Below are 23,427 nucleotides of genomic sequence, written 5' to 3'. Positions count from 1 at the left end.
TTTGATTCTTGACTTTATCATAATTGAATATTACTTATTGCTGTTTATTAAATGTAACTAAAAAAATTACATTTATTTGTTTTATTATATCACAAATACGCTTTAATATAGAGATACAAACTATATTTATATTTTAAAAATACTAATTATGTAATCTTTTTTCGTAATAATTCATTTTTTTACTATAATGTTTTTAAATATTTTTAATAAATCTAATGTTGTTGAGAAACGGTATAAAAAATTCCTTGCTCCATCGATTTATAGCACTATTAAACCATTGAATTTTATAAGCATTTTCTATATGGGTAGATATAAATAAAATTATTTGAAACACCATAAAGGCTTCAATATATTTTATTTCCACGTCTTCATTAATAATACTTTTGTAACCTTTTAATATTAAGCTTTGCTGATTAGGCTTATTAAAATGACTAAATAAAGATCCCAAATCCATATAATAATAGCTATTACCACTTAATCCAAAATCAATAGGTATTATTTCCTCATTATCACTGACAATTATATTTGATTTCGCTAAATCCGAATGTACTATACCTTTTGATTTTTTCTGCAAATCTAATCTATCTAAGGTATTACTAATCTCATTAATTGTATCATCAATAATTTCAAATTGCTCATTTGAAATCGCTTTTAATCTTAATCCACCTATAAGCTTACATTTCATTCTTTTTAAGAGCATTTTATCATAGGAATATCTACTTATTTTTTTGCTTTCCGACCAAGCTTTTGAAAATTGATGAAATTCTCCAATCATTGCTCCTAACTTAAATAAAATGTGATTATTTAATTTTATATTGTCAATTGTATTTCCATTTATCCAAGATAAAAGCGTGACTGGTGTCCCATCCTTTAGTATAGTTACAAACTCACCATATTTATTTTTTATGGGCATTTGAGCTCCTATTTTAGTATTCCTTCTAATACAATTTAAAATATTTATTTCACCAGTTAAATAATCAATAGAATGTTTATCCTCCTTAAAAATATCTAAAGAAAAATCTTCACTAGATTTGTGTATCCTAATAACATATTGTTTGTTTAATAACATATCTTTGATTTTATAAGTTTCATTTTCATTATGTCTTATAAACTCAACTTGAGGCTGATTAATTTCATAATTATATAAAGCCTCTCCTAATAAATCCTTCATTCCTTCCTCCTTTTACATAATTTAGCTTAATATATAGTAATTATATCAAAATTAAAATAAACTAGTTATACAAAAGATCATAACTAGCTACTAAATTAAACTTTTTATAATTAAATATTTAATATAACAAAAATGGACATAAATTTTTTATTATAATTACTATTTCTAGTTAAAATCTTATTCTTAACGTTTATAAAAGGATGTGATTTTTAATTTACATCCTTTTATAATTTATTTTTACTTAATCAATATCAATTCTATCTCTAGTATTTCTTCCTCCAGTTGTTCCTCCTGTTCCAAATCCTCCGCTTGTTCCCATTCCCCCTATAGTTGTTCCTCCTGTTCCGAATACCCCACTTGTTCCCATTCCTCCTGCAGTTATTCCTCCTGTTCCAAATCCTCCGCTTGTTCCCATTCCTCCTGTAGTTGTTCCTCCTGTTCCAAGTCCTCCGCTTGTTCCCATTCCTCCTGTGGTTGTCCCTCCTGTTCCAAGTCCTCCGCTTGTTCCCATTCCTCCTGTAGTTGTCCCTCCTGTTCCAAGTCCTCCGCTTGTTCCCATTCCTCCTGTGGTTGTCCCTGTTCCTCCTTGCAGCATTTTTGCTGCACCAGTGTTTTGCCATTCTTGAACTTGATTAATAGCTTCTTGAGGAGTTTTTCCTAATCCAACTAATACACCCATTAAGATAATTTTTTGATATATTCTCTGTAAATTCATTCCTTGACTAGGCTCTCTTAATGCATACGTAACCAATGGTACTGTATATCTAATCCAGTCATCAGGAGTAAATTTAGATGTATCTTGCTGTCTTATTAATCTATTCATAGATGTATTTAATCCACCATTAATATACTCATTGTCTATAAGTATACCAACCTTAGGTGCATTAGTAAGAATATCAATTATTCCATGACAGCCATTAAACTGCTCTGATAAATCTTGGCCTGCAATAAACCCTAAATGTTTTCCTGTTCTCCAAGCTGATAATTCACTTACATCATAAACTACACCTTCTACAGCTACATAAGCTGGATTTCCATTTTCTCCATCGCATTTTTCTAATTCTTCTAAGGTAAATTCTTTTTCTTTTCTATAATAATTGTAATTATTACTTGTCAATTCATTAATAGTTTTAAAATCAAAATAAATAGACATAAATACCTCTTCTAAATTTATATATAGAAAATGTATGCATTACCTTGTGAAAAAATGCATTAATAATTTTTTAAAATAAAAATCATTGTAATTAATTATTATTTGACTAATCTTAAATCAACAGCTTATATTAAAACTTGACTTAAATTTTCAATAATTATATATTTATATAAGTACTCAAATATTAATTTTACGTATACTTTTAATTGTACATAATATTAAAAAGAATATACTTCTTCTAAAAGTATATATAAATAACTTTATTTTTGTATTTTGAGTATACATTAAATACCAAGGGGGCTTTATAAATGAGTTTTATAAACGTACGAAAAATACCATCTCCAGAGGAAATTAAAAATATGATCCCTCTATCAGATAATCTGCAAAAGATTAAAGCTGAAAGAGATGCAGAAATCAAAGAAATCTTTACAGGCAATAAGGATAAATTGGTTGTTATTATAGGACCTTGTTCAGCAGACGATGAAAATTCAGTTTGTGACTATATTAACAGACTTGCAAAAGTAAACGAAAAGGTTAAAGATAAATTATTTATCGTTCCTAGAATTTACACAAATAAACCTAGAACTACAGGTGAAGGATATAAAGGAATGTTTCATCAACCAGATCCTGAAAAATCACCTAATATTCTTGAAGGATTACTAGCTATTAGAAAGATGTTTATTCGTGCCATAGAGGAATCATATCTTACTCCTGCTGATGAAATGCTTTATCCTTCAAATTATATGTATTGTGATGATTTATTAACTTATGTAGCTGTTGGGGCTAGAAGTGTTGAAAATCAACAACATAGACTTACTGCTAGTGGAATTGATGTTCCTGTTGGCATGAAAAATCCAACAAGCGGTGATATATCCGTAATGTTTAATTCAATTCAAGCTGCGCATGCAAAACATAACTTCTTATATAGACAAAATGAAGTAAATACAACTGGTAATCCATACGCTCATGCAATTATGCGTGGTTCAGTTAATAAACACGGTAATAATATTCCAAATTATCATTATGAAGATTTAATGAGAGTTGCAGAAGCATATGGAGAAACTGATTTTCCATATCCATCAGTAATTGTTGATGCAAATCATGCTAATTCTATGAAGAAATTTGCAGAGCAGCCTCGCATAGTAAAAGAAATCCTTTATAGTAGAAATTATAATAATGACCTAAAAAAACTGGTTAAAGGTGTTATGATCGAAAGTTACATAGAAGAGGGAACTCAAAAAATTGAAGATCGTATTTATGGTAAATCAATCACTGATCCATGCCTTGGCTGGGACGCTACTGAACAATTACTTTATTACATCGCTGAACAAATCTAGTTAAAATATCAATAAAAAAATTCACTATTTTTTTATTGATACTTATAATAAACAATGGATAATAAGCAATCGTCCATTGTTTATTATAAAAGATACCTACAATTTTTTTAATATATTCTCAAAAATGATTCCTGCGTAAATTCATACCTATTCCTCAATTCTATGTGAATTTCTAATTAGAACGTATATATTTATACTTATTTTGTATTTAAGTAATTTCACTATCAATAGTATATACTATTTTATGATTTAAACGTAATTTAGCTATGAAGGCTAAAGTCTGCTTTGTTTCTAATTTTCTTAGTACATTCAATTAAAATATCGAGCAATATAGCTAAAAATGCAGAAACAAGAACCTCGTATTGAGTTATTTAATTTACTTTAGTTAAATCAAATAAGGCTTCTCTATATTAACTATAAATTCATCTTAAAAAATATTTAAAATCTTAATATTTTTATTAACTACTAAATAGTTTTAACATTTTAGTAATATAAATGCAAATTTAAATATATTTTAATAAATATATTTAATATTTCACCTTTATTTTTGATAAATTTCTATTTTTAGAGAGATGTAATTCTTTTTTTTATGTATTATATTATTAGTATAGAATTAAGTTAATAAACGTTTACGAAATTGGAGGAATTATTATGAACTATAGAATTGAAAAATCAAAATCTAATTCAATAAACTATCCTTTTACTCAAAATATTACTCATAATAAAGCTTCAAATATTCTAGTTAATTTCTTAAAACATTTTATAAATCTCTTTACTTCTTTTATGAGTTCAATATTTACACCTACTAAATACACTTATAACGAAATTACTAATACTAAATCTAATAACATTAATTATTATTACGAAGATATTACTGATTTAAAGCTAAAAGCTTCACAAAGAACTTTTTTATAATATAAAAAACTAATTTACAATTAGTAAATTTATTCTTAAATATATTTAATCATGTTAATCTAATAATTTACAATAATTAATCCTTTAAAATAAAAAGCAAGAGCTACTTTTTCTGTAACTCCTGCTTTTTTTATTTATACTATTTATTTAATAAACTCTGAATTATTCTAGTTGCATCCATATATTTAGCAATTGATCTTCCATGATTTAATCTATTTATTATTCTAGCTGAAAGTTCTGACATATCAACACTTTTAAACCATTCTTCCTTCTTCAGACTTTCTGGTATATATGTTAAATTAGTAGAGTATATTCTTGATATTAAACCATCTTCATAAGCTTTCGCGAATTTTTCAGTTCCTTCTGTAAAGAAAGCAAATGTAGCAGCAACATAAACATTTCTAGCATTTCTCTTCTTCAATTCTTTCGCAATATCAAGAACTGATTCTCCAGATGCTATCATATCATCAACAATTAAAACATCTTTTCCTGAAACATTTCTTCCAACATATTCATGTTGAACAATTGGATTTTTTCCATTAACAATTGTAGAATGATCTCTTCTCTTATAGAATAAACCAACATCAACACCTAATACACTTGAATAATAAATTGCTCTATCCATAGCTCCAGTGTCTGGACTTATTGCAAGTAATTTTTCCTTATCTAATTCTAACGTTTTTTCATTAGATATAATTGTTTTTACTATATCATAAGTTGGATAAATATTTTCAAAAGATAATAAAGGAATCGCATTTTGAATGTTTGGATCGTGTACATCAAATGTAATAATTTCATCAACACCTAATCTTTCAAGTTCCTGAAGTGCTAGTGCACAATCTAATGATTCTCTTCCTTTACGTCTATGTTGTCTTGATTCATACAAAAGTGGCATTATTACAGTTATTCTTGTTGCCTTACCTCTTATTGCTGCAACAGTTCTTTTTATGTCTTGAAAATGTTCATCAGGCCCCTTATGGTTTTCAATTCCAAACATTTTGTAAGTACAGCTATAATTTCCAACATCACATAAAATGTAAATATCTTTTCCTCTAACAGTTTCAGAAATTTTAACCTTTCCTTCTCCATTAGAAAATCTTATTTCATCAATTGGTATTAAAAATGACTCAGTGCAATTTCTGTTATTTTGGATATACTTGTCAATAGCATTACCTAACTCAGCACAACTTTCTAATGCTATTATTCCTAGTTCATGATTTAATTCACTCATTGGTTTTCCCCTTTTTAAATTATTTTATGTGTTGTCTAATAGTTCTAGCCACCACTGTTTTTAGTAAATAGCAAAACTAAGGACTTTAAATAAGATACACTGTGAAGGTATACTACACCTCTTGAGGTTACAAGTTAAAGTAAATTTAACTAGAGTATAAAACTCCACTTGAAAAGTTTCAAAAAAACTCAAACAATTAAATTATACATTAAATTTATCTATATATAAATATTTTGTTGAAAATTTATATAAAAATTTCATAATTCTCTTATACTTATCTAAAATTTATTAGTTAAAATTACAATTTAATATACTGAAAAATGCTATATTTAAAAGTATTAAAACTTTCAAATACAGCACACAAACTATAAATATTATTAAACTAAAGTCATTATATTCTTAGAAATATTATTTTTTTCTTTTATTATTTCTCCATCTTTTAATGTTATTATTATTTATGCTTCACTTGCAAGTTTCACTTCATGAGTTATTAATATTATGATTCTTCCTTGTGTTTCATGAATTTTATGTAATATATTCATAATTACTCTTCCAGTTTCAGAATCAGGAGCTCCTGTTGCTTCATCTGCAAGTATAATATCTGGATCATTGGCAAGGACTCTAGCAATTGTAACTCTTTGCTTTTGTCCACCTAATAATTCACTAGGTAAATGATTCATACTATCTTCTATTCCAACTATCTGTAAAAGTTCCTTAGCTCTATTTAGTCTAGTTTTTCTATCTATACCATAATAAAGCATTGGCAATTCAACATTCTGCAAAGAATTTGTTCTAGGTATCAAATTAGAATTTTGAAATACAAAACCAATTTTCTTATTTCTTATTTCTGACAAATCATTATCATTGATTTTGCTAATATCTATACCAGAAAGAAAATATTCTCCTGAAGTCTGTCTATCAAGAGCACCTATAATATTCATTAAGGTACTTTTTCCTGATCCAGATGCACCAATAATAGCTATGAATTCACCTTTTTTAACACTAAGATTAATATTTTTTAGAATATCTAACTGATTGGGCCTTCCTATAAAAAGCTTTTTGTAACATTGGTCATTTCAATTATATTATTGTCCAATTAACTCCCCTCCTTACCTCATTAATATAAAGTGAAACTTTTCAAGTGAAGTTTTATCTTCACCTGAATTTAGTTGAACTTATCCAGGAGCGTGCAGCCGTTAACTCTCACTTGAAGAAAAGCAGATGTTGCAAATTTGTCATATATACTTTCACAGAGTGCAAACGAGTTTTACGGATGCTACCTAGCTATCGGATAAAAATCTATGTTCATTTTATATTTATTCATAAGATTGTATAAAAGTTTTCCACAAGATATTATTTGTAATATTTTGCTGCTAATTTTGAAACAATATTTTGGTCGTTAATTTTTAAACCTTTTCTTTTAATGCTAGTATTTTCCAGTCGCCAAGTCGATGTAAACTTTTTTAATTATTTTTATAAAAACAGCAAATCAATATTTTAATTTGCTATTTTTCATCTTAAATTCTTACAAGAATCTCGTTTATTTCTTCACTTATTTTAATTCTTTCAGTATAAACCCAATTTACATCCATTTTCAAATTAAATATTTTAGAAAATGAATAATACATATTTATTTTTTGATAATATATTTCTAAATCATCTAAGTTACCATTATAACACTGAGGAATAAATAATTCCTTTTGCTTATTAACAAATAATTCATCTACATAATCTAAAAACGTGTTCATTAATTCATCTCTTGTTACGTCAAAAGGAACCTTTAATAAATCCCATTGTATTTCTTCATTAAGCTTATATTTCTCTATCTTATCTAAAATCAAAATATATTCACTAATATCCATTTTTCTATAATAATCTAATTTTTCCACCCGAGTACTCCAAAGAGCAAGTTTTTCGTTTAAAGGCAAACTTCTAATTTTAAGTATTGCTTCTGATGGTCCAATAACAGCTTCTCTTATAATATCATCATCTTCTTCAAGCTTTGATTTAATTATATCTGCATTTCCTCCTACACTTCCAATATATCCAATATCATAAATACCGATTCTTCCTGCACGTCCTCCAACTTGCTTAATTTCTTGGGACGTTAATTCTCTTACTTCTTCCCCATCAAATTTTTTTATACTTATAAAAATAATTCTTCTAATAGGCAGATTAACCCCCATTCCTATTGCATCGGTGGTTACTAGTATCTTTGTTTCTTTATTTACAAACTGCTCATACTGCATTTTTCTAACTTCTGGTGGTAAATCTCCATATATTATGCTTGTTTTTATACCTTTACTAGAATACTCCTGCGCTATCTCTAATACTCTCTTTTTAGAAAATACTACTATTGCATCTCCTTCTTTAGCATCATTATAACTAAAGTTTTTATATTCAACTTCTAATGGAATCGCCCTTTTATATTCTTTTATTTCATATTCATCGCTACAATCATTTATAATTTTTTCTAATATAAATCTTGCATTAGCTGCTCCACATATATGTATTTCATCACAATTTAACCCAAGTACTGATTTACTCCATGCCATGCCACGAAATGAATCACTAATCATTTGAATTTCATCAATTACAGCTATATCATAATGTTCTTTTAAGTTAACCTTTTCTATAGTACATGAAGTATGAGTTGAACCTACATTTATTATTTCTTCTTCACCTGTTAAAAGATCACAAACTACACCTTCTCTATTAAGCTTTTCAAAGTTTTCTAAAGCAAGAATTCTAAGTGGTGATAAATACACTCCTTTTTTTGCAGTTTTAAGACGTTCTAAAGCATTATAAGTTTTCCCAGTATTAGTATCACCTAAATGTATATAGAACTTTCTCTTCATGTGTCTAGCTTTAAGATATTCATCCTTAGGATTAGTTGGAAAATTCTCTTCAAATTCCTTTGCAATTAATTTAGGTATATGCTGTTTTGTAAGTATGGTCATTATTCCTTGATTTAAGAAATTATTATAATTTCCTCGTACAACTTCATAAAAATCAAATTCCGTATTATTTTTCTTATTATACCAATCCAGCATTCTCTTTGAGACAGTTTCTAATATTTCTTCGTATCTTTCACATACCTCATTAAAATCCTTTAATTGTTGATTTTCTAGTTCTTTAAGTTTTTTAAGTTTCTTTCTCATTGAGCTTTCATGTTCTATAAGTGCTCCTGGCTTTGAATGTTCTACTATTTCTTCTATTTGATTAATTTGGCTTTTATATTTTTTGAAATCTCTTTGCGCTGCATTATTCTTCATTAATTTCACTCCATATACTCAACATCTATTTTCAACTCATAAATTTTATATTTTTTCGATCGTTAATCTTTTAAATAACATTCTAGCTACTCATTTATTTTATATAATTATATGAAAATTATACCATATATCTAGCATTACAGATAATAATGCTTTAAATTATTATGTAATATTTCATAACTTAAATTAATATATTAAATTAACAATAAATTTTGTATTTATCTTAAATTAGTGTCAATAATATAAAGGTGGTGTTTGTTATGGAAATTATGTACCTAAAATATGTAAATGGAATGAGACATTCTATTATAAAGGAAGGTGACTATTCTATCATAAGTGATTCAAAAATAATATCCTTTAATCAAAAAAAGAAAGTAAAAATAGATAAACCTTCTATACCTTTTAGTTCTAATGAAAGTAGTATTGCATCCATATACAATAATAAAGTTAATGAAGAGATTACAAATTTTTTCTTTGATGCTATACACAAAAATTATTTATCTATTAGAAAAAAATAGTCCGAAAGGTTAGACGCCTTTCAGACCATTTTAATTTAATAATTATTTCTCTGTAACCCTAATATTTTCTTATAAATATTTATATATATATGTTCTAAAAAATTTTGTTCATTAAGATTTAATTTCTATATTATAGTGATTGGATAAAACAACCAACTAAATTATGAACTTTCTTAATTAGAACTTATATATTTTCATTCTTAAATATATAAAAACATTTTTCTTTTTAATATTTATTTAAAAAGTTTAATTTCCTTTGCAATTACAATACTTATACTTAGGATATAACAAAACTACACACTCCACTTGGTTCATATCAATAAACATAAACTCCTGCAACAAATCAACATCATAAGTTCGGCTTTTAATATGTATTTTTTATGGAATTAATTATCATTTTCCTACAGTTTCATTTTGCAATAAATGCTTATATAATATATTTAACTTCTTTATTTATAAACAATTCTTCTATCTCTTTTATAAAAAATTGTTTTATTTCATCTAGATTTTCCTTTTGGTATACATACTTACCATATCCAAATTGCCCATATTTGAACTTACGCTCTTCATCATTCATAGGTAGCTTATTCTCAGGAAATATATCAAGTATTCTATTTTTAGCTATTGTAGTATAACGATGAGATATAATTTCAAACGTTACTGGAAATTTCAAGTCATTTGGAAGCTTGTTTTTTAATTCTAATAACAAATCATGATATTCTTCTTTCCAATTAGAGTAAATAAATACAGGCGCAATTAAAAATCCAATAGGATATCCAGCCTTTGCTGCCTTCATACTTGCTTCTATTCTTTGATCACGTGATGCTGTAGCATGCTCATATTGACTTATAACTGAAGAAGTATTTATACTAAACCTTATTTCCGTATGTCCATTATGTTTTAAATTAAGCAACGAATTTATATCATTATACTTTGTTACAAATCTAAATCTAGAATTTGCACTACTTCCGAAGAATGTTATTGCTCTTTCTAAAGAATGGGTATAAGGTTCTACTGGTATAGGATCAGATGTAGCTGCGCCTTCAAATATAGTTATGTTAGGTAATCTTTCATCTATATATTTTTGAGCTTGATTTAAAATATCATTAATATTGGCGTGAATCTTTACAAAAGGCTTATCTCCAAGCATTGTGTTTAAGTAACAATACTCACATTGCCCCATACATCCTGACACCAATGGAAGTTGAAAATTTGCTGAAGGTTTACAGGATTGAAACTTTAAGCTCTTCTTTATTCCAACAACTAAAGTCTTCTTACCTTCTCTATATTGAGAGAATAAGTCATTACCTGGAATGTGTTGTTTAAGCTTGTTGGATGTCATATTTATAATCTCAATATTATCTTTATCTTTGAACTTATCAAAAACCTCCTTAGCCATATCATATTTTAATGAATCCTTCTCAAATATAATTCTTTTAGGTATAAACATATCTTATGCTAAAATAAGCTCACATAAAACAAGCTAATTTTATTCTCTCCTCTCAACTTTTTATATTTCTATAATTATTGTTCACTAAACGTCTTGAATATATACTGATAATACTTAAAGTGTATTCGATATATAAAAATAAATAAAACTTATTTTTTATCTTGTATGTAACTATATTCTGTTATTAATAGAAGGAGCTGTTGCAAAACTAACATAGTTAGTTTTGCAACAGCTCCTTTTAATATGATATAATCATACTTATGAATTTAAATTTTAATGTTTCGTCTAATGTGTATATCTTTTCAATATCTCAACAATTATATTTGTGCAGATGTCCATACCTTCTGCTGTGATATGTTCAAATTCTCCATGATATGCAAAGCCGCCTGTACCAAGGTTAGGACAAGGTAATCCCATATAGCTTAAAGTCGCACCATCTGTTCCTCCACGTATAGGTTCTATAATAGGTGTAACACTTAATGATTTCATAGCTTCTAAAGCATTATCTACAAGGTGATAACAAGGTTTTATAAGCTCTACCATATTTTTATATTGATCTTTTAATGTAATTTTTATTGTACCTTCACCATATTTTTCATTTATAAGCTTTTCTGCAAGCTTCATCATAGATTTTTTCACTTCAAATTTTACATGATCATGATCACGTAAAATATACTCCATAATTGCATTATCTGTGTTTCCAGAGAATTTTTCTAAATAATAAAACCCTTCATATTCTTCTGTATTCTCTGGTCTTTCAGCTGCAGGTAACATTGAATTAAATTCAATAGCTACATTTAATGCATTTATCATAGTATTTTTGGCTGAGCCTGGGTGAACTGATACACCACTAACTTCTACTTTAGCTAATGCCGCATTAAAGTTTTCATATGCAATTTCACCTTCTATACCTCCATCAATTGTATATGCAAAATCCGCCCCAAAATTCTTTACATCAAAAAGGTGTGCTCCAAGCCCAACTTCTTCATCTGGAGTGAATCCTATGCAAATCTTTCCATGAGGAATATTTTCTTTCATTATTACTTCACATGCTGTAAGTATTTCAGCAATACCAGCCTTATCGTCAGCTCCAAGAAGTGAAGTTCCATCAGTTGTAATAAGAGTTCTACCCTTCAATGTCTTTAAATGTGGAAATCTTTCTGGAGATAAAATACTGTTATTTCCTTTTAAAATAACATCTCCTCCATCATAATTTTCAATTACTTGAGGTTTTACATTATTTCCATTTGCTGCTGGTGCAGTGTCTATATGTGCTATAAGCCCTATACTTGGCTTATCCTCATATCCTTTAGTCGCAGGAATATAACCATAAACATAGCAATTATCATCAAGCTTAACATCGCAAATTCCAAGTTCTTTCATTTCCTCTACAAGCAACTTAGCTAAATCAAATTGTCTTAAAGTCGTTGGATGTGTATCCGAATTTTCATCTGATGTAGTGTGTACCTTAACATATTTTAATAAACGTTCATAGGCTTTCATATATATTTCTCTCCTTTAAATTACATATATTATTACTAAATAAAACTTCATTTAGAAGAAATTAAATTTCTATGCTTTATTTAAATTAGCTTTTATAAGTTATCTTTTATACTTTTTAGTTTCTCCTCATTAGTAACTTTGTATCCTTTTTTATTAATTTATGATTTCTATTCAATTTTATTATATAACATATGAACTAATTCTTAAACCTTTTAAGATCATAAAGGAAAATAATTACTCATATTCCATATAAAATATGCTTAGTATTTTTTCTTTCATATAAACTCTCTTCTACTTATTATATAAATATCCTGAAAATAGTAATAAACCGAAACATGCTATATGAAATGTTACTGCCACTTGAATATATTGGAACCATTTTTCTTTTTTATGCTTTTTATAAAATTTTGATTTTCTTTGGTATATATCTGTACCTACCAAAGCTAAGCCTTGATAAAGTCCATATATAATATAAAACCACTGTAAACCATGCCACGCTCCCATAATGAACATTGTAAGCAGTTGTCCTACATGGGATGCAATAAACCTATTTTTAAATCTTTTATTTCTCATGCTGCTTAACACAAATCTAGAATATATGTAATCTCCAAACCATTTAGATAAGGATATATGCCATCTAGTCCAAAATTCCTTCATATCTTTACTTAAAAATGGCTTATTAAAATTTTCTGGCATTCTTATTCCTAAAATATAGCTTGTACCAACTGCAAACGCTGTATATCCAGCAAAATCAAAAAATAGATACAAACTATATGAGTACATATAACTTAATGAATTGAAAAGAAGTGCAGATTTCGCAGTATACGTTACTCTTGCAGGAATTTGACTCATCCATAATGAATTAATTAAATCTGCTATAACAAACTTATATACTATCCCTTTAATTATTCGTTGTACACCAAAATCTAAATAATCATATATATATTCCCATCTACTTATTTTTTTGTCTAAGTCACTTTCAAATCTCCTAGATCTATCTACAGGTCCAGAACTCAAAGTTGTAAAAAATATAAAGAAATATACAGTATTTGAAATACTAACTTCTTTTATAGTCTCATCGTATATTTCAATAATTATTTGTACAGCTTTAAAATTCATATACGAAAGTCCTATAAATCCAATACCATTTCTTATTGTTACTAAGGAAGTTACTTTAAAAATAAGTAATGGCAGCATTGAACAAAACAGAGTGAAATAATATAAATATTTATTATCTGTTTTTTTTCTTAAAATAGAATATATCTTAATTAATACAATTTCTCCAATCAAAAATAATAAAAATACCTTTTCTATGCCCATTATTGCTATTATCATTAAAATAGATATAAAAGTGCCATAATATTTAATATTCTTCTCTAGGATTCCTAAAATAATAGCTGGTATTAACGCTATTGCAAGTATATATAAATAAAAGTAGTCACCATATTGAACTAGTGTCATTTCAATTCCTCCATAAATTCCTTGATCATCAAGTGCATCATCATTATCAATCTAAAATTATTAGCATTCTCCATAATATATAATTTTATATTATGAAGAATGCTAAATTAAGTTGAGAATTGAGATTAGAAAATTAAAAGTTATGAATAAAAGTTCACACAGAAAGTTCAAGGAGTTAAATTAACAGGAAATAAAACTCGTATTTACTTACTGTGAAAGATATAGCTCACAAAATACAAATTTCCAAGAACCAATTATAAAATCTCGCCTCACTTTTATCTAGTAATTTCTTAATTAAATATTTTAACAAAATCTCAACTCTCATCATAATTATCCCCAATTTATTGTAAGGGTTGTAAAAATACAAACTTAGTTTCACCACACAACCTTATAACATTTATTATAATTAAAATTGACTATAAATAAACGGTAAATCTGATGTAGCGTGAAAAAAGAATACAATTAATATTAAAAGTAATATAACTGTTAGTATTGAAACTTTCTTTAGATTTTTGTTATTTATTAAAATGTTTATAAATTTCTTCATCTACCCTAAGCCACCCTTCTTTTCCTAAATGCTGTCTATCTATTAGAAAATATTTTTTATAATCATATCCATGCAAGTCGAAAACCTCAAAGCCACTATCCTCTGCAATTTTTTTGACTGTTTTACTCCATTCGTCTCTTTGAGCTTTAGTAAGTTCTGCAAAGTCATAATACCATCCATTAACCGGTTGTATAACTATGTATGGCTTAATACCAAGCTCTTTACATACATTTAAAAAAAACTTATAGTCATCCATTTCCTTAGACTCGATAAGATTTACATTCTTTAATTCACCTTTACATTTATCAAGTTGATCTTTTAAATTAATCTTATAAGTTTTATCTTCTAAATTAAATTGATTTGTAGATACAATCTTTTTATTTTCTTCTTTAATTTTTGTATACTCATCATCCCAATTTACCTCTTTCAATGTTTGTCCATTTTTTTTGTTTGGTAAATTCGTAAGTTTTTTATAAATTAGAGCTTTATCTTGAATAGCTAATAAATATTGTTTAATTTCATAATATGGCTTTAATGCAATCTTTTGTGTATTTGAAAAAAAGCTTGAGTTCAAATAAAGTTTTGCATAATAAGCTTCTCCTTGATATTTTTTTGTAACTTTTAAAAAATCATATACTCTCTTAGCATAATATCTTTTATTTTCCTCACTTATTTTAGGATTTTCCATAAATTGATAAAATTGCACCTCTGAAAAATTGGCGACAAAATGATCTGGCTTTACTGCCTTGGGCTGCTCGAACCATTGGATGGAAAGCATATAAACCACCTTTTGATTTGCTTTTACATCTGCTCCACCTAAATAAGTAGCGTGCTGCAGACTTTGTACAAATGCTCTTCCAAAGCAGCTCAAATTATAATCTACACCTTTAAAAGGAAAAAAATCCAGTGGGTTTTGTGGAACACTAATGCCTAATTCAGACGAACCAAGCAAAAACAAATCACCTTTATCAGATAATATTTTTTTATCAAACGAACTTTTATCTTTTACCACATCGAAACATTGTCTTCCCATTACACTAATATCTTTTTCCTTTGTTAAAGTCTCTATTTTATTGTCTAAAAATAAATCTAATGTTATTATTGCAATAATGACGATGACAATTGGTATCACTATTGGTATAAAAAAATTAATTACTTTTTTCATTTCTTCGTAACCTCTTTATATATTTCGAAAATTTTTCTACAATACTGCTAAAGAGCAAAACATATAACTCGTAATAATTATTATCAATGTATAATGTTTCTGTTCTTAACATTCTTTCAATATTAAAAAATTCCATATACACCTAAACATAAAAAAAGTGGAATCTTTAAACATACGATTTGATTATATTATTCTACTATTAAATATTCAAGCCTTTCTGCAATTTTAATTTTTAAAATATTAAATTATTAGAAATATTTATGAGCAACTCGTTTGTTAATTATATTATTATCTAGATTAATTAATAGATATCCTTTATACATACAAACTAAAAAAGATGATTCCTGCCAAATACATAAATCATCCTTAATTTTAAATATAAGTTTTAATTAATTTGTTACATTAAACTCTCATATACAATAGTTAAATATTAGCTAAATGTATTTAGTTCATTTATTAAAATATATATTTATATTTTATAAAAATTCTATAGTTCCCTTTGATAATTTAGATATTCTTGCTAATGAATAAACATCATAGCCCTTATCTTTTAACATTTGTGGCCCTTTTTGAAAAGATTTTTCTATTACAATTCCTATACCAACAACCTTTGCTCCTGCCTCTTCTACTAAACGTGCTGCTCCAAGTGCTGCTTCCCCATTGGCTAAAAAATCATCTATAATTAATATATTATCTTCTTTATTTATATATTTCTCAGATAATGTTAACTCATAATCTGAACCCTTTGTATAAGAATGTACTGTTGTTTGATAGACATCACTATTTAAAATTTTTGAGCCTTGTTTTTTTAATATAACCATAGGTAAATTCATTTGCATTGCTGTCATAACAGTTGGTGCAATGCCTGAACTTTCTATTGTAAATATCTTTGTAACCTTATGATTTTTAAAATAATTTTTAAAATATGTACCCATTTCATACATTAAGTCTGGATCAACTTGATGATTTAAAAATGAATCAACCTTTAACACAGTATCTGATAAAGCCTTTCCTTCTTCTAATATACGTTTATGTAAATTTTTCATTACTGTTCACTCCATTCTACACTTTTAAAACTAGATTTAATAATAATTGATTTTTTAATTTTCTTTTTTCCCCTCCATTTTTTTAATATCCTAAATAAAAATTTATTTTTTAATAAACAACGTAAAATTATATATTATTTTCTATTTTTTTCCATAATAAAAACACCTCGAAATTAAACGAGGTGTTGTATTTATAGATAAATATACTTAAAATAATATTTAAAACCAAAACACTACCTCGTAGTCTGCTAATTTATGGATAGCAGGTAGATGCTATACATTGCAAACTGATACATATTTTTAGGCATGTACTATAAAACTTATTTTGTATTATACATTAAATTTTGTTTTATGCCAAAACTTTTTTTATTAAAATAGAACCTACATTTAATTAGATGTTAGGTTCTATTGTTTGGATAATAATTATATTATTGTTTTAGAGTTTTAATTTTTTTCACACGAATATTCTCAATAGCCTTTCTTACAGCAATATATTTGCAGATTTTACGTAATGTATTCTCTTCTAATACCTCTTTAAAAATTTCAGTTGTGAGACCATCTCCAACCTCTTCCAACGCTTCTATTATATAATCGTCATCATTTTCATAAATTTTTATTTCTGTTTTTTCTCCAACAATATGTTCTTCATCATTTTTAAAATCTTTTTTATCCATAATACCCGCTCTCCCTCTTGTTGTTTAATTTTTATTCTTTAGCATTTTTTACAGCCTAACTATTAAAGCTTTTTTATCACAATTACTGGCATTCTACAAACACTTGTTCTTTTTATAATTGCACTGCTGCTTGTTTAATTTTTTCTTCATATCTTTAACTATTAATTTATCTAACTCTTGACTTATCTTTAAAGCTTTGGGAGATTCCCTCCCATACTTCTCAATTGCTTCATATAGTTTTATCCTAAGTTCTTCTGTTTTGTTTTTATCTTCCATAAGTTACCTCCTATGAATAAGAGGTGATGCATCAACTCTGGTATTTAGTAAAAATTCTTCCCTCGCTAATAATTATATCACAAAAAGCTGTGTCCACCGGACACAATTCCGACAATTTCTCCCTATTTTCCCTACGAGTTACACTGTTTTTGTCAAATTGTATATCGTAGAATAACTATATACCCAAATGCAATTAAAAACTTCAAAAATATTTTGGCGAATAGGTGATTTAATGAATATAATAGCACAAATAAGAACGGAAAAAGGAATAAGTCAATCCGAGTTAGGAAGAAGATGCAGTTTATCTTCAAATCATATTTCCAGAATAGAGTCTGGTAAAAAGCTACCTTCTAATGAAGCGATTAAGAAAATCTCTAGAGCGTTAAATATCTGCCCTATAAAAATTTGGGCATTTATTTATTTAGATGATAAATGTAATTTGGTAGATCAGAAAAGTGTATTTTGTATCGATTGCCAATATTTTAAAAATTGATTAATTCTTAGTCTTCAATTGTCCAAGCTTATATGATAAATTGTATTTATCATCAAAAGAAAAAGAAGGTGTAAATACAAATGAATAACGAGATAAATATATTAGGAATAAATGTTAAAAGATTTAGAAAGTCTAACGGTATTAGTAGAAAACAATTAAGTATAGCAACCCAAATTGACAGCCTAGTATTGTATGAAATTGAATGCGGAGATATAGAAAATGTAAGCCCAAATGATTTAGAAAAAATAGCTAGAGCCTTAGATGTGAGCACATTAACGTTATTAGGCGAAAATGTTAATGTTTGTGAGTATATTAATAAGTTAATATACCATATAGATTATGAATTAAAAATCAACAACGATTCTTTAACTGATGACCAAAAACATATGATTACAACTTCATTGCAATCAATTATAAATTCAATTAAATACCCTGAACATAATTCATAACAAAATAGCATTACTTTAATAATTATTATAGGAGTGATTATATAATAAAAGAGCAAAGAGAAAAATTAGAGTTAACTCAAGAAGAGCTAGCTAAAAAGCTTAAGATTAGCAAAATAAGTTTAATGTTTGAATTGTAAGATTGTCCAGAATCATGCAATCCAAACATTAAACTTATTTTGAAATTATCTAAGGAACTTCATGTTGATGATCTTGAAATATTCAATTTTTTGCAAATATTTGTATTGAACGAATTAAAAAAGAAGAAAATACATTAAAGTAATTTAACGAAGCTAGAAATAAAATTAATATTCCTAGCTCTTTCTAATATTTTAAATTACCACATAATATTAATACAAATTCTACAAGTGCCCATATTTCTACTACAAATCAACTTATTGAAAGCATTAGTATTGCAAAAATAGTACCTAATAATAATTGTATTACACCCATTTATATATATATCCTAAATAGAATCTATGTAAGCATAATAAAAGAAAATGTTCTTCGGTACTAATTTCATTTCCCAAAATAACTACGTATTAAATACAAATTTTATTAAAAAGACTTATTAAAATTACATAGAAAAAAGACCTAGAAATTAATCTAGGTACTAAATAATTTTAGTATATTAGTGTTTTATTTTTCTATTTTACCAAATTTTTTAAAGGATTCATCATATTCTGTTGCAGAAACTTCTTGTCCATTTACAGTATAATTATGTCCGATTACAATTAGACTTTCATCATCTCTTGAATATACTTCATCATCGGTACTTGAAAATACTTTCTTACACTCATTATTCTCTAGTTTATATCCATCGGTGAAATAATGTCCCATACGTCCAGCGCTAATAAAAAATACTCTTTTAGAGTTACTATATCCATAATAACCACCATCAGGAATGCCTATGTCTTCTATTTTTTTAATATTACCATTATTATACGTAACTATAGATATTGTTGAGTTTGCCTCACAAGTTCCATGATGTAATAACATTTCAAATACTCCATCTTGGTCTATATCTACAATAATATTTTTATCTACAGTACTTTTATCATTACCAAATATAATTCCATTCTTTTTCTGCCAATTTGTATCGTTTAATAAATTAATATATGTTTGTATTTCAGATCCTCCATTTGACCAAGTTCCATTATTATTTAAATAGTATCCATTAATAATAGTATCATGTGCCATATACCCTTTTATATCATAATTAGAATCTGGATAAAAATAGTACCAAGTATTATCAATTTGTTTCCAACCTATCGAATATGAACTACCTTCTGTATTCCATTTGCCTTTATTATCTTCTTTCCAGTCTGCATGTATCACTACTGGATTTGCTCCTAACAATGATATAAATGTAATCAAACTAGCAAGTATTCTTCTTAAATTTTTCATTATTGTTTCCCCCCTTTGTTCTTATACTATTATTGTATATTATTAGAAACTTTTGTCAATAATACTATTGTGTTCATAATTTTTCTGTTCAATAATATATGAAAGAGATAGTATTTTTACTCATCACCTAAATACTATCTCTTCCTTTATGAATTTATATATGTTAAAATTATATTGCAAAATGGACTGGTGGAGCTTCGGCTCTGCCTTTTTTCATTTGGACAAAAAATGCAGCAAAATCAATGACTGCATCTTTAAGAAGGATTAAGAAACAACTTAAAATACGTATAAAAATAGCCCACATGTCATTTGTATTGTTTTAAGGCATTTATATGGGAAAAATATACTTTGCACCAAGTCTGTATATTTTTGAGTTATTTTACGCTCGAATTTATGCATTTGGTGCAATTATTATGTACATTTCTTACAAGTTATGTAAAAATACTCAAGACAATAAATGTAAAATATGACAATAAGGGGGGACAAATAATGATAAAATGTAAAAAAACAGTTCTTGCAATTGCAACAATGCTATGTTTAACTGCGAGCAGTGTTACTACATTTGCTAATTCAAATTCAGGATACAATAGAGATGATGCTGTAAGTTATGCTAATGATTGGGCTGAATCAAATAATCCAGCCTATCCCCATTACGATGTTCCAGGTCAAGGTGATTGTACAAACTTTATTTCCCAATGTTTATATGCAGGTGGAATGAGCCTTACTAGTGAATGGAAACCTGGTACAGGTCCTTGGCAAAACGCAAATAATTTTAGGTATTACTGGTCGCAAAATCGGGATTATGATTATAGAGTTTATTCTGTCGGGGTCGCTTTGCACGAATGGAATTCAATTTATTCAATGCTATGGCCAGGCGATATAGTAAATTATACACCAACGGTGAATGGAGTAAATGCAACACATTCCCAAATAATTACCGGATATGATAACTCTTCAAAATATCTATCTTATGCTCAGCACTCAACTTCTAGTTCTGGTTATTATAAAGATGGAAATCTTAAAGGTTATCTAACAGGTAAACCTAGCAGTAGTGGAGTTTGTTTTCATCTTATTAAAAATGGTAAATAAGGAGGATATTTATGAATAAAAATAGAAAATTATTAAAATTTGCTATTTCTGCTTTAGTGATTATTTCTGCGGTAGGATCTACAACTGTAACAGCTTCTTCAATCAATTTACAAAGTAAAATTGAAACATTAAAAGAACAATTCAATTCCCAAAAAAGCGATTTGGAGAAGACAGGTGTCTATTCAACTACTTCCAGCCAAGCTAAAGCAGTAAAATCACTGGGAATACAAATAGCAGATCTAAGCGAACAGACAAAAACTGAAGAAGATTATAGAAGAGAGCTTGAATCATTTATAGCTGGTGTTAAATGTGGTTTGGCGGATACTAAAGAAGAACAAAAAGTACATTACGTGCAAGAAAACCAGGATTTCATTGATAAAACTGAGAAAAAGTTAGCGGATATAGAAGCTCAAATGAAAATTAATGACAAAAAGAAAAGCAATAATAACATAGCATTGGATTCTTCTTTAAACAGTATTTCTAATGAACGCCCTTCTAAAGAATTATTAGAAAGATTAGAAGACCGTTCAGATGTAGATAATTAAAATAATAGTTTAGTGGTAACTAAAATATCCCCTACAAGATACCTTATAAAAATCTATCTTGTAGGGGTTTCTCTATATAATAAAATAGCTGTAGATTATACCAATACAGTCTCCCAGTCAAATATTACTCTTTATTTTATAAACTAATATAAATCAACTGAAAATAGTATACATTGTATCTTTATTTGTATCTTTATTTACTATGAGCATTTGTAAAAGTGCCGTTTCTTCTGAGCTACGAGGATGAATCAAATAACAAATACTGCTCTTATCTATATTTATACAGTCAATAAACTCCATGTTTTCATATTTTTTTAAATGGTCATCATTATAAGGATTTATTTCACCAAACTGATTCATTCCATCATATTGATTGGTAAATTCTTTAATATCAGTTTTTTCTAATATATCATTTTCTATATCATATAAATATCTATCATCAAGGTTATTTGATTTATTGTACATTAATTCGTTATACATTAATATTTGACTTCCATCCACTTTTACTTTAAATATAGTAACATCATCACCTTGAAACAAATTCATATGAATAGATTTTAAATCTATTGCTCTATAAATTTGTTGATTTATGATATCATAGACAATCAAACCAATACCGCAATATAAAATAACTCTATCTTTTGAAGCATATACTACTTTTGTAAATGTTAAGTTTTGTGATTTTTTTATTTCTTTTACAACTTCATCAGTTGTATTATTATTTAATTTTTGTGTTTCTTTAGTTGTTTCATCTGTAGTAGTAGTGGTATTTTTAGTACTACAGCCTACAAAATAGTTACAAAAGATTGTAATCATCATAATAATAAGTATAAAGTTAATCTTTCTATTTTTTAAGTTAAATAATCTTTCTAATATCATTTAATTAACACCTCACAATTCAAAGTCGGAAATACCTATAAGAAATTATAATATATTATGGAAAATACTCTTACTATATTTTGAATGCTATATTCAAATATACATATATCCACAATATGGAGTTGATTATTTATGTGGCATTCGTTCCATTTTTTATACCTCCTAAAAATACGTTCTTTGTGCTAAATTACCATTTCTCATTAATTATAACATATTATGTAAATAATTTTGAATAAAATAAGGGCAGCAAACAAGATTTCTCCCATCTGCTGCCCTTAATTAATGAAAAAATTTTTACCAATTTCTATTATAATTCACTTTTCTGTACATTTCTTTAACAAAATAAAGGCAGACCTACCATTTCTAACAAATCTACCTCTAACGCCTACCGTCTGGCAATTTAGCCAAATGTATTATATCAATAATTACACTACCTATTAATTAACTCGTTCTTTATATACTCATTAATCGTCTCTTCTTCACCTTCAAATATCTCCATTAAATGTAATATAATTTCTTGTTGCTCCTCTGGAAGTCCTTTCATTGTTTCCATTATTGTATCTTTAGTTACATTACTCATAAGCTCACCCCTTAAATTAAAATATAGAAGCTTAAATTTATTATCGTATAATTTATAGATATTTTAACCTAATATGATAAGATTTATTTATACAAAATAAGAGTACAGGATTACTCCCATACTCTAAGACTTAACTTATTTTAGTTGCAACACCATCACTATCAAATCTATAGCCTACATAATCTATATTAGATACCATTTGTCCAGTAGAATATAGCATGTAGTCTTTCCCACCATCTTTTATCCAACCAGTTTGCATTGCTCCA

General features: G+C 27.1%; 22 protein-coding genes and 2 pseudogenes. 8 read left to right on the top strand and 16 right to left on the bottom strand.

Going from position 1 to position 23,427, the window contains the following annotated elements; translation table 11 throughout:
• Positions 1–193: 193 nt before the first annotated feature.
• Both CLPUN_RS10100 and CLPUN_RS10095 read right to left on the bottom strand, forming a co-directional pair.
• Positions 194–1,171, bottom strand: coding sequence for a phosphotransferase enzyme family protein (locus tag CLPUN_RS10100; protein ID WP_077847157.1), 978 nt, complete (start codon positions 1,169–1,171; stop codon positions 194–196).
• A gap of 241 nt (positions 1,172–1,412) precedes the next feature.
• Positions 1,413–2,324, bottom strand: a complete 912-nt coding sequence (locus CLPUN_RS10095) for a cytochrome b5 domain-containing protein (RefSeq protein WP_077847156.1) — start codon at positions 2,322–2,324, stop codon at positions 1,413–1,415.
• Between the two features lie 308 nt (positions 2,325–2,632).
• Between CLPUN_RS10095 and CLPUN_RS10090 the strand changes: the two genes are divergently transcribed.
• Complete coding sequence (locus tag CLPUN_RS10090; RefSeq protein WP_077847155.1) at positions 2,633–3,661, top strand: 3-deoxy-7-phosphoheptulonate synthase; 1,029 nt, start codon at positions 2,633–2,635, stop codon at positions 3,659–3,661.
• A gap of 651 nt (positions 3,662–4,312) precedes the next feature.
• Entirely contained in the window at positions 4,313–4,576 is a 264-nt protein-coding gene (locus CLPUN_RS10085) for a hypothetical protein (protein WP_077847154.1), read from the top strand.
• A gap of 139 nt (positions 4,577–4,715) precedes the next feature.
• On the opposite strand, the gene CLPUN_RS10080 is transcribed toward CLPUN_RS10085, so the two are convergent.
• The 3 genes and pseudogenes from CLPUN_RS10080 to CLPUN_RS10070 all read right to left on the bottom strand — a co-directional run bounded on the left by CLPUN_RS10080 (position 4,716) and on the right by CLPUN_RS10070 (position 9,082).
• The gene (locus CLPUN_RS10080) at positions 4,716–5,807 is read right to left on the bottom strand and encodes a ribose-phosphate pyrophosphokinase (protein WP_077847153.1); all 1,092 of its coding nucleotides are present in this window, start codon (positions 5,805–5,807) and stop codon (positions 4,716–4,718) included.
• A gap of 455 nt (positions 5,808–6,262) precedes the next feature.
• Positions 6,263–6,903 (bottom strand): annotated as a pseudogene (locus CLPUN_RS10075) (ABC transporter ATP-binding protein).
• 421 nt (positions 6,904–7,324) lie between these two features.
• Positions 7,325–9,082, bottom strand: coding sequence for a helicase-related protein (locus CLPUN_RS10070; protein ID WP_077847152.1), 1,758 nt, complete (start codon positions 9,080–9,082; stop codon positions 7,325–7,327).
• Positions 9,083–9,342: 260 nt separating this feature from the next.
• Between CLPUN_RS10070 and CLPUN_RS10065 the strand changes: the two genes are divergently transcribed.
• Positions 9,343–9,600, top strand: a complete 258-nt coding sequence (locus tag CLPUN_RS10065; protein WP_077847151.1) for a hypothetical protein — start codon at positions 9,343–9,345, stop codon at positions 9,598–9,600.
• A gap of 427 nt (positions 9,601–10,027) precedes the next feature.
• On the opposite strand, the gene splB is transcribed toward CLPUN_RS10065, so the two are convergent.
• The 7 genes from splB to CLPUN_RS10030 all read right to left on the bottom strand — a co-directional run bounded on the left by splB (position 10,028) and on the right by CLPUN_RS10030 (position 17,722).
• A complete protein-coding gene (splB, locus tag CLPUN_RS10060; protein WP_077847150.1) occupies positions 10,028–11,050 on the bottom strand; it encodes a spore photoproduct lyase in 1,023 nt (340 codons plus the stop codon).
• A gap of 285 nt (positions 11,051–11,335) precedes the next feature.
• Positions 11,336–12,553, bottom strand: a complete 1,218-nt coding sequence (pepT, locus tag CLPUN_RS10055) for a peptidase T (protein WP_077847149.1) — start codon at positions 12,551–12,553, stop codon at positions 11,336–11,338.
• A gap of 291 nt (positions 12,554–12,844) precedes the next feature.
• Positions 12,845–14,014 (bottom strand): D-alanyl-lipoteichoic acid biosynthesis protein DltB, encoded by a 1,170-nt coding sequence (gene dltB, locus CLPUN_RS10050; protein ID WP_077847148.1) that lies wholly within the window; start codon positions 14,012–14,014, stop codon positions 12,845–12,847.
• Positions 14,015–14,529: 515 nt separating this feature from the next.
• Complete coding sequence (gene dltD / locus CLPUN_RS10045; RefSeq protein ID WP_077847147.1) at positions 14,530–15,726, bottom strand: D-alanyl-lipoteichoic acid biosynthesis protein DltD; 1,197 nt, start codon at positions 15,724–15,726, stop codon at positions 14,530–14,532.
• Positions 15,727–16,202: 476 nt separating this feature from the next.
• The gene (locus tag CLPUN_RS10040; RefSeq protein WP_077847146.1) at positions 16,203–16,772 is read right to left on the bottom strand and encodes a xanthine phosphoribosyltransferase; all 570 of its coding nucleotides are present in this window, start codon (positions 16,770–16,772) and stop codon (positions 16,203–16,205) included.
• Positions 16,773–17,200: 428 nt separating this feature from the next.
• Complete coding sequence (locus CLPUN_RS10035) at positions 17,201–17,446, bottom strand: hypothetical protein (protein WP_077847145.1); 246 nt, start codon at positions 17,444–17,446, stop codon at positions 17,201–17,203.
• Positions 17,447–17,539: 93 nt separating this feature from the next.
• Positions 17,540–17,722: an aspartyl-phosphate phosphatase Spo0E family protein gene (locus CLPUN_RS10030; protein WP_077847144.1), complete on the bottom strand. Its 183-nt coding sequence runs from the start codon at positions 17,720–17,722 to the stop codon at positions 17,540–17,542.
• 232 nt (positions 17,723–17,954) lie between these two features.
• Between CLPUN_RS10030 and CLPUN_RS10025 the strand changes: the two genes are divergently transcribed.
• From CLPUN_RS10025 to CLPUN_RS29600, 3 genes are all read left to right on the top strand, one after another.
• Entirely contained in the window at positions 17,955–18,215 is a 261-nt protein-coding gene (locus tag CLPUN_RS10025) for a helix-turn-helix domain-containing protein (RefSeq protein WP_158078746.1), read from the top strand.
• 80 nt (positions 18,216–18,295) lie between these two features.
• Entirely contained in the window at positions 18,296–18,664 is a 369-nt protein-coding gene (locus CLPUN_RS10020; RefSeq protein ID WP_077847142.1) for a helix-turn-helix domain-containing protein, read from the top strand.
• A gap of 41 nt (positions 18,665–18,705) precedes the next feature.
• The gene (locus CLPUN_RS29600) at positions 18,706–18,801 is read left to right on the top strand and encodes a helix-turn-helix domain-containing protein (RefSeq protein ID WP_423237290.1); all 96 of its coding nucleotides are present in this window, start codon (positions 18,706–18,708) and stop codon (positions 18,799–18,801) included.
• Between the two features lie 499 nt (positions 18,802–19,300).
• Here CLPUN_RS29600 and CLPUN_RS10010 read toward each other — a convergent pair whose 3' ends face one another.
• Complete coding sequence (locus CLPUN_RS10010) at positions 19,301–20,068, bottom strand: hypothetical protein (protein ID WP_077847141.1); 768 nt, start codon at positions 20,066–20,068, stop codon at positions 19,301–19,303.
• 489 nt (positions 20,069–20,557) lie between these two features.
• Here CLPUN_RS10010 and CLPUN_RS10005 point away from each other — a divergent pair, with 489 nt between their 5' ends.
• Together CLPUN_RS10005 and CLPUN_RS10000 are read left to right on the top strand one after the other, a co-directional pair.
• Positions 20,558–21,157: an amidase domain-containing protein gene (locus CLPUN_RS10005; RefSeq protein WP_158078745.1), complete on the top strand. Its 600-nt coding sequence runs from the start codon at positions 20,558–20,560 to the stop codon at positions 21,155–21,157.
• A gap of 11 nt (positions 21,158–21,168) precedes the next feature.
• Entirely contained in the window at positions 21,169–21,702 is a 534-nt protein-coding gene (locus CLPUN_RS10000; protein WP_077847140.1) for a hypothetical protein, read from the top strand.
• A gap of 153 nt (positions 21,703–21,855) precedes the next feature.
• Here CLPUN_RS10000 and CLPUN_RS28660 read toward each other — a convergent pair whose 3' ends face one another.
• The 3 genes and pseudogenes from CLPUN_RS28660 to CLPUN_RS28655 all read right to left on the bottom strand — a co-directional run.
• Positions 21,856–22,581 (bottom strand): hypothetical protein, encoded by a 726-nt coding sequence (locus CLPUN_RS28660; protein ID WP_242954101.1) that lies wholly within the window; start codon positions 22,579–22,581, stop codon positions 21,856–21,858.
• A gap of 430 nt (positions 22,582–23,011) precedes the next feature.
• Positions 23,012–23,161 (bottom strand): hypothetical protein, encoded by a 150-nt coding sequence (locus CLPUN_RS28025; protein ID WP_198944313.1) that lies wholly within the window; start codon positions 23,159–23,161, stop codon positions 23,012–23,014.
• A gap of 130 nt (positions 23,162–23,291) precedes the next feature.
• A pseudogene (locus tag CLPUN_RS28655) lies at positions 23,292–23,427 on the bottom strand (GH25 family lysozyme); the annotation flags it as partial.

It is taken from the genome of Clostridium puniceum, assembly GCF_002006345.1.
In the GTDB taxonomy this organism is placed as follows: domain Bacteria; phylum Bacillota; class Clostridia; order Clostridiales; family Clostridiaceae; genus Clostridium; species Clostridium puniceum.
This window is presented reverse-complemented; position numbering and strand designations above follow the sequence as displayed.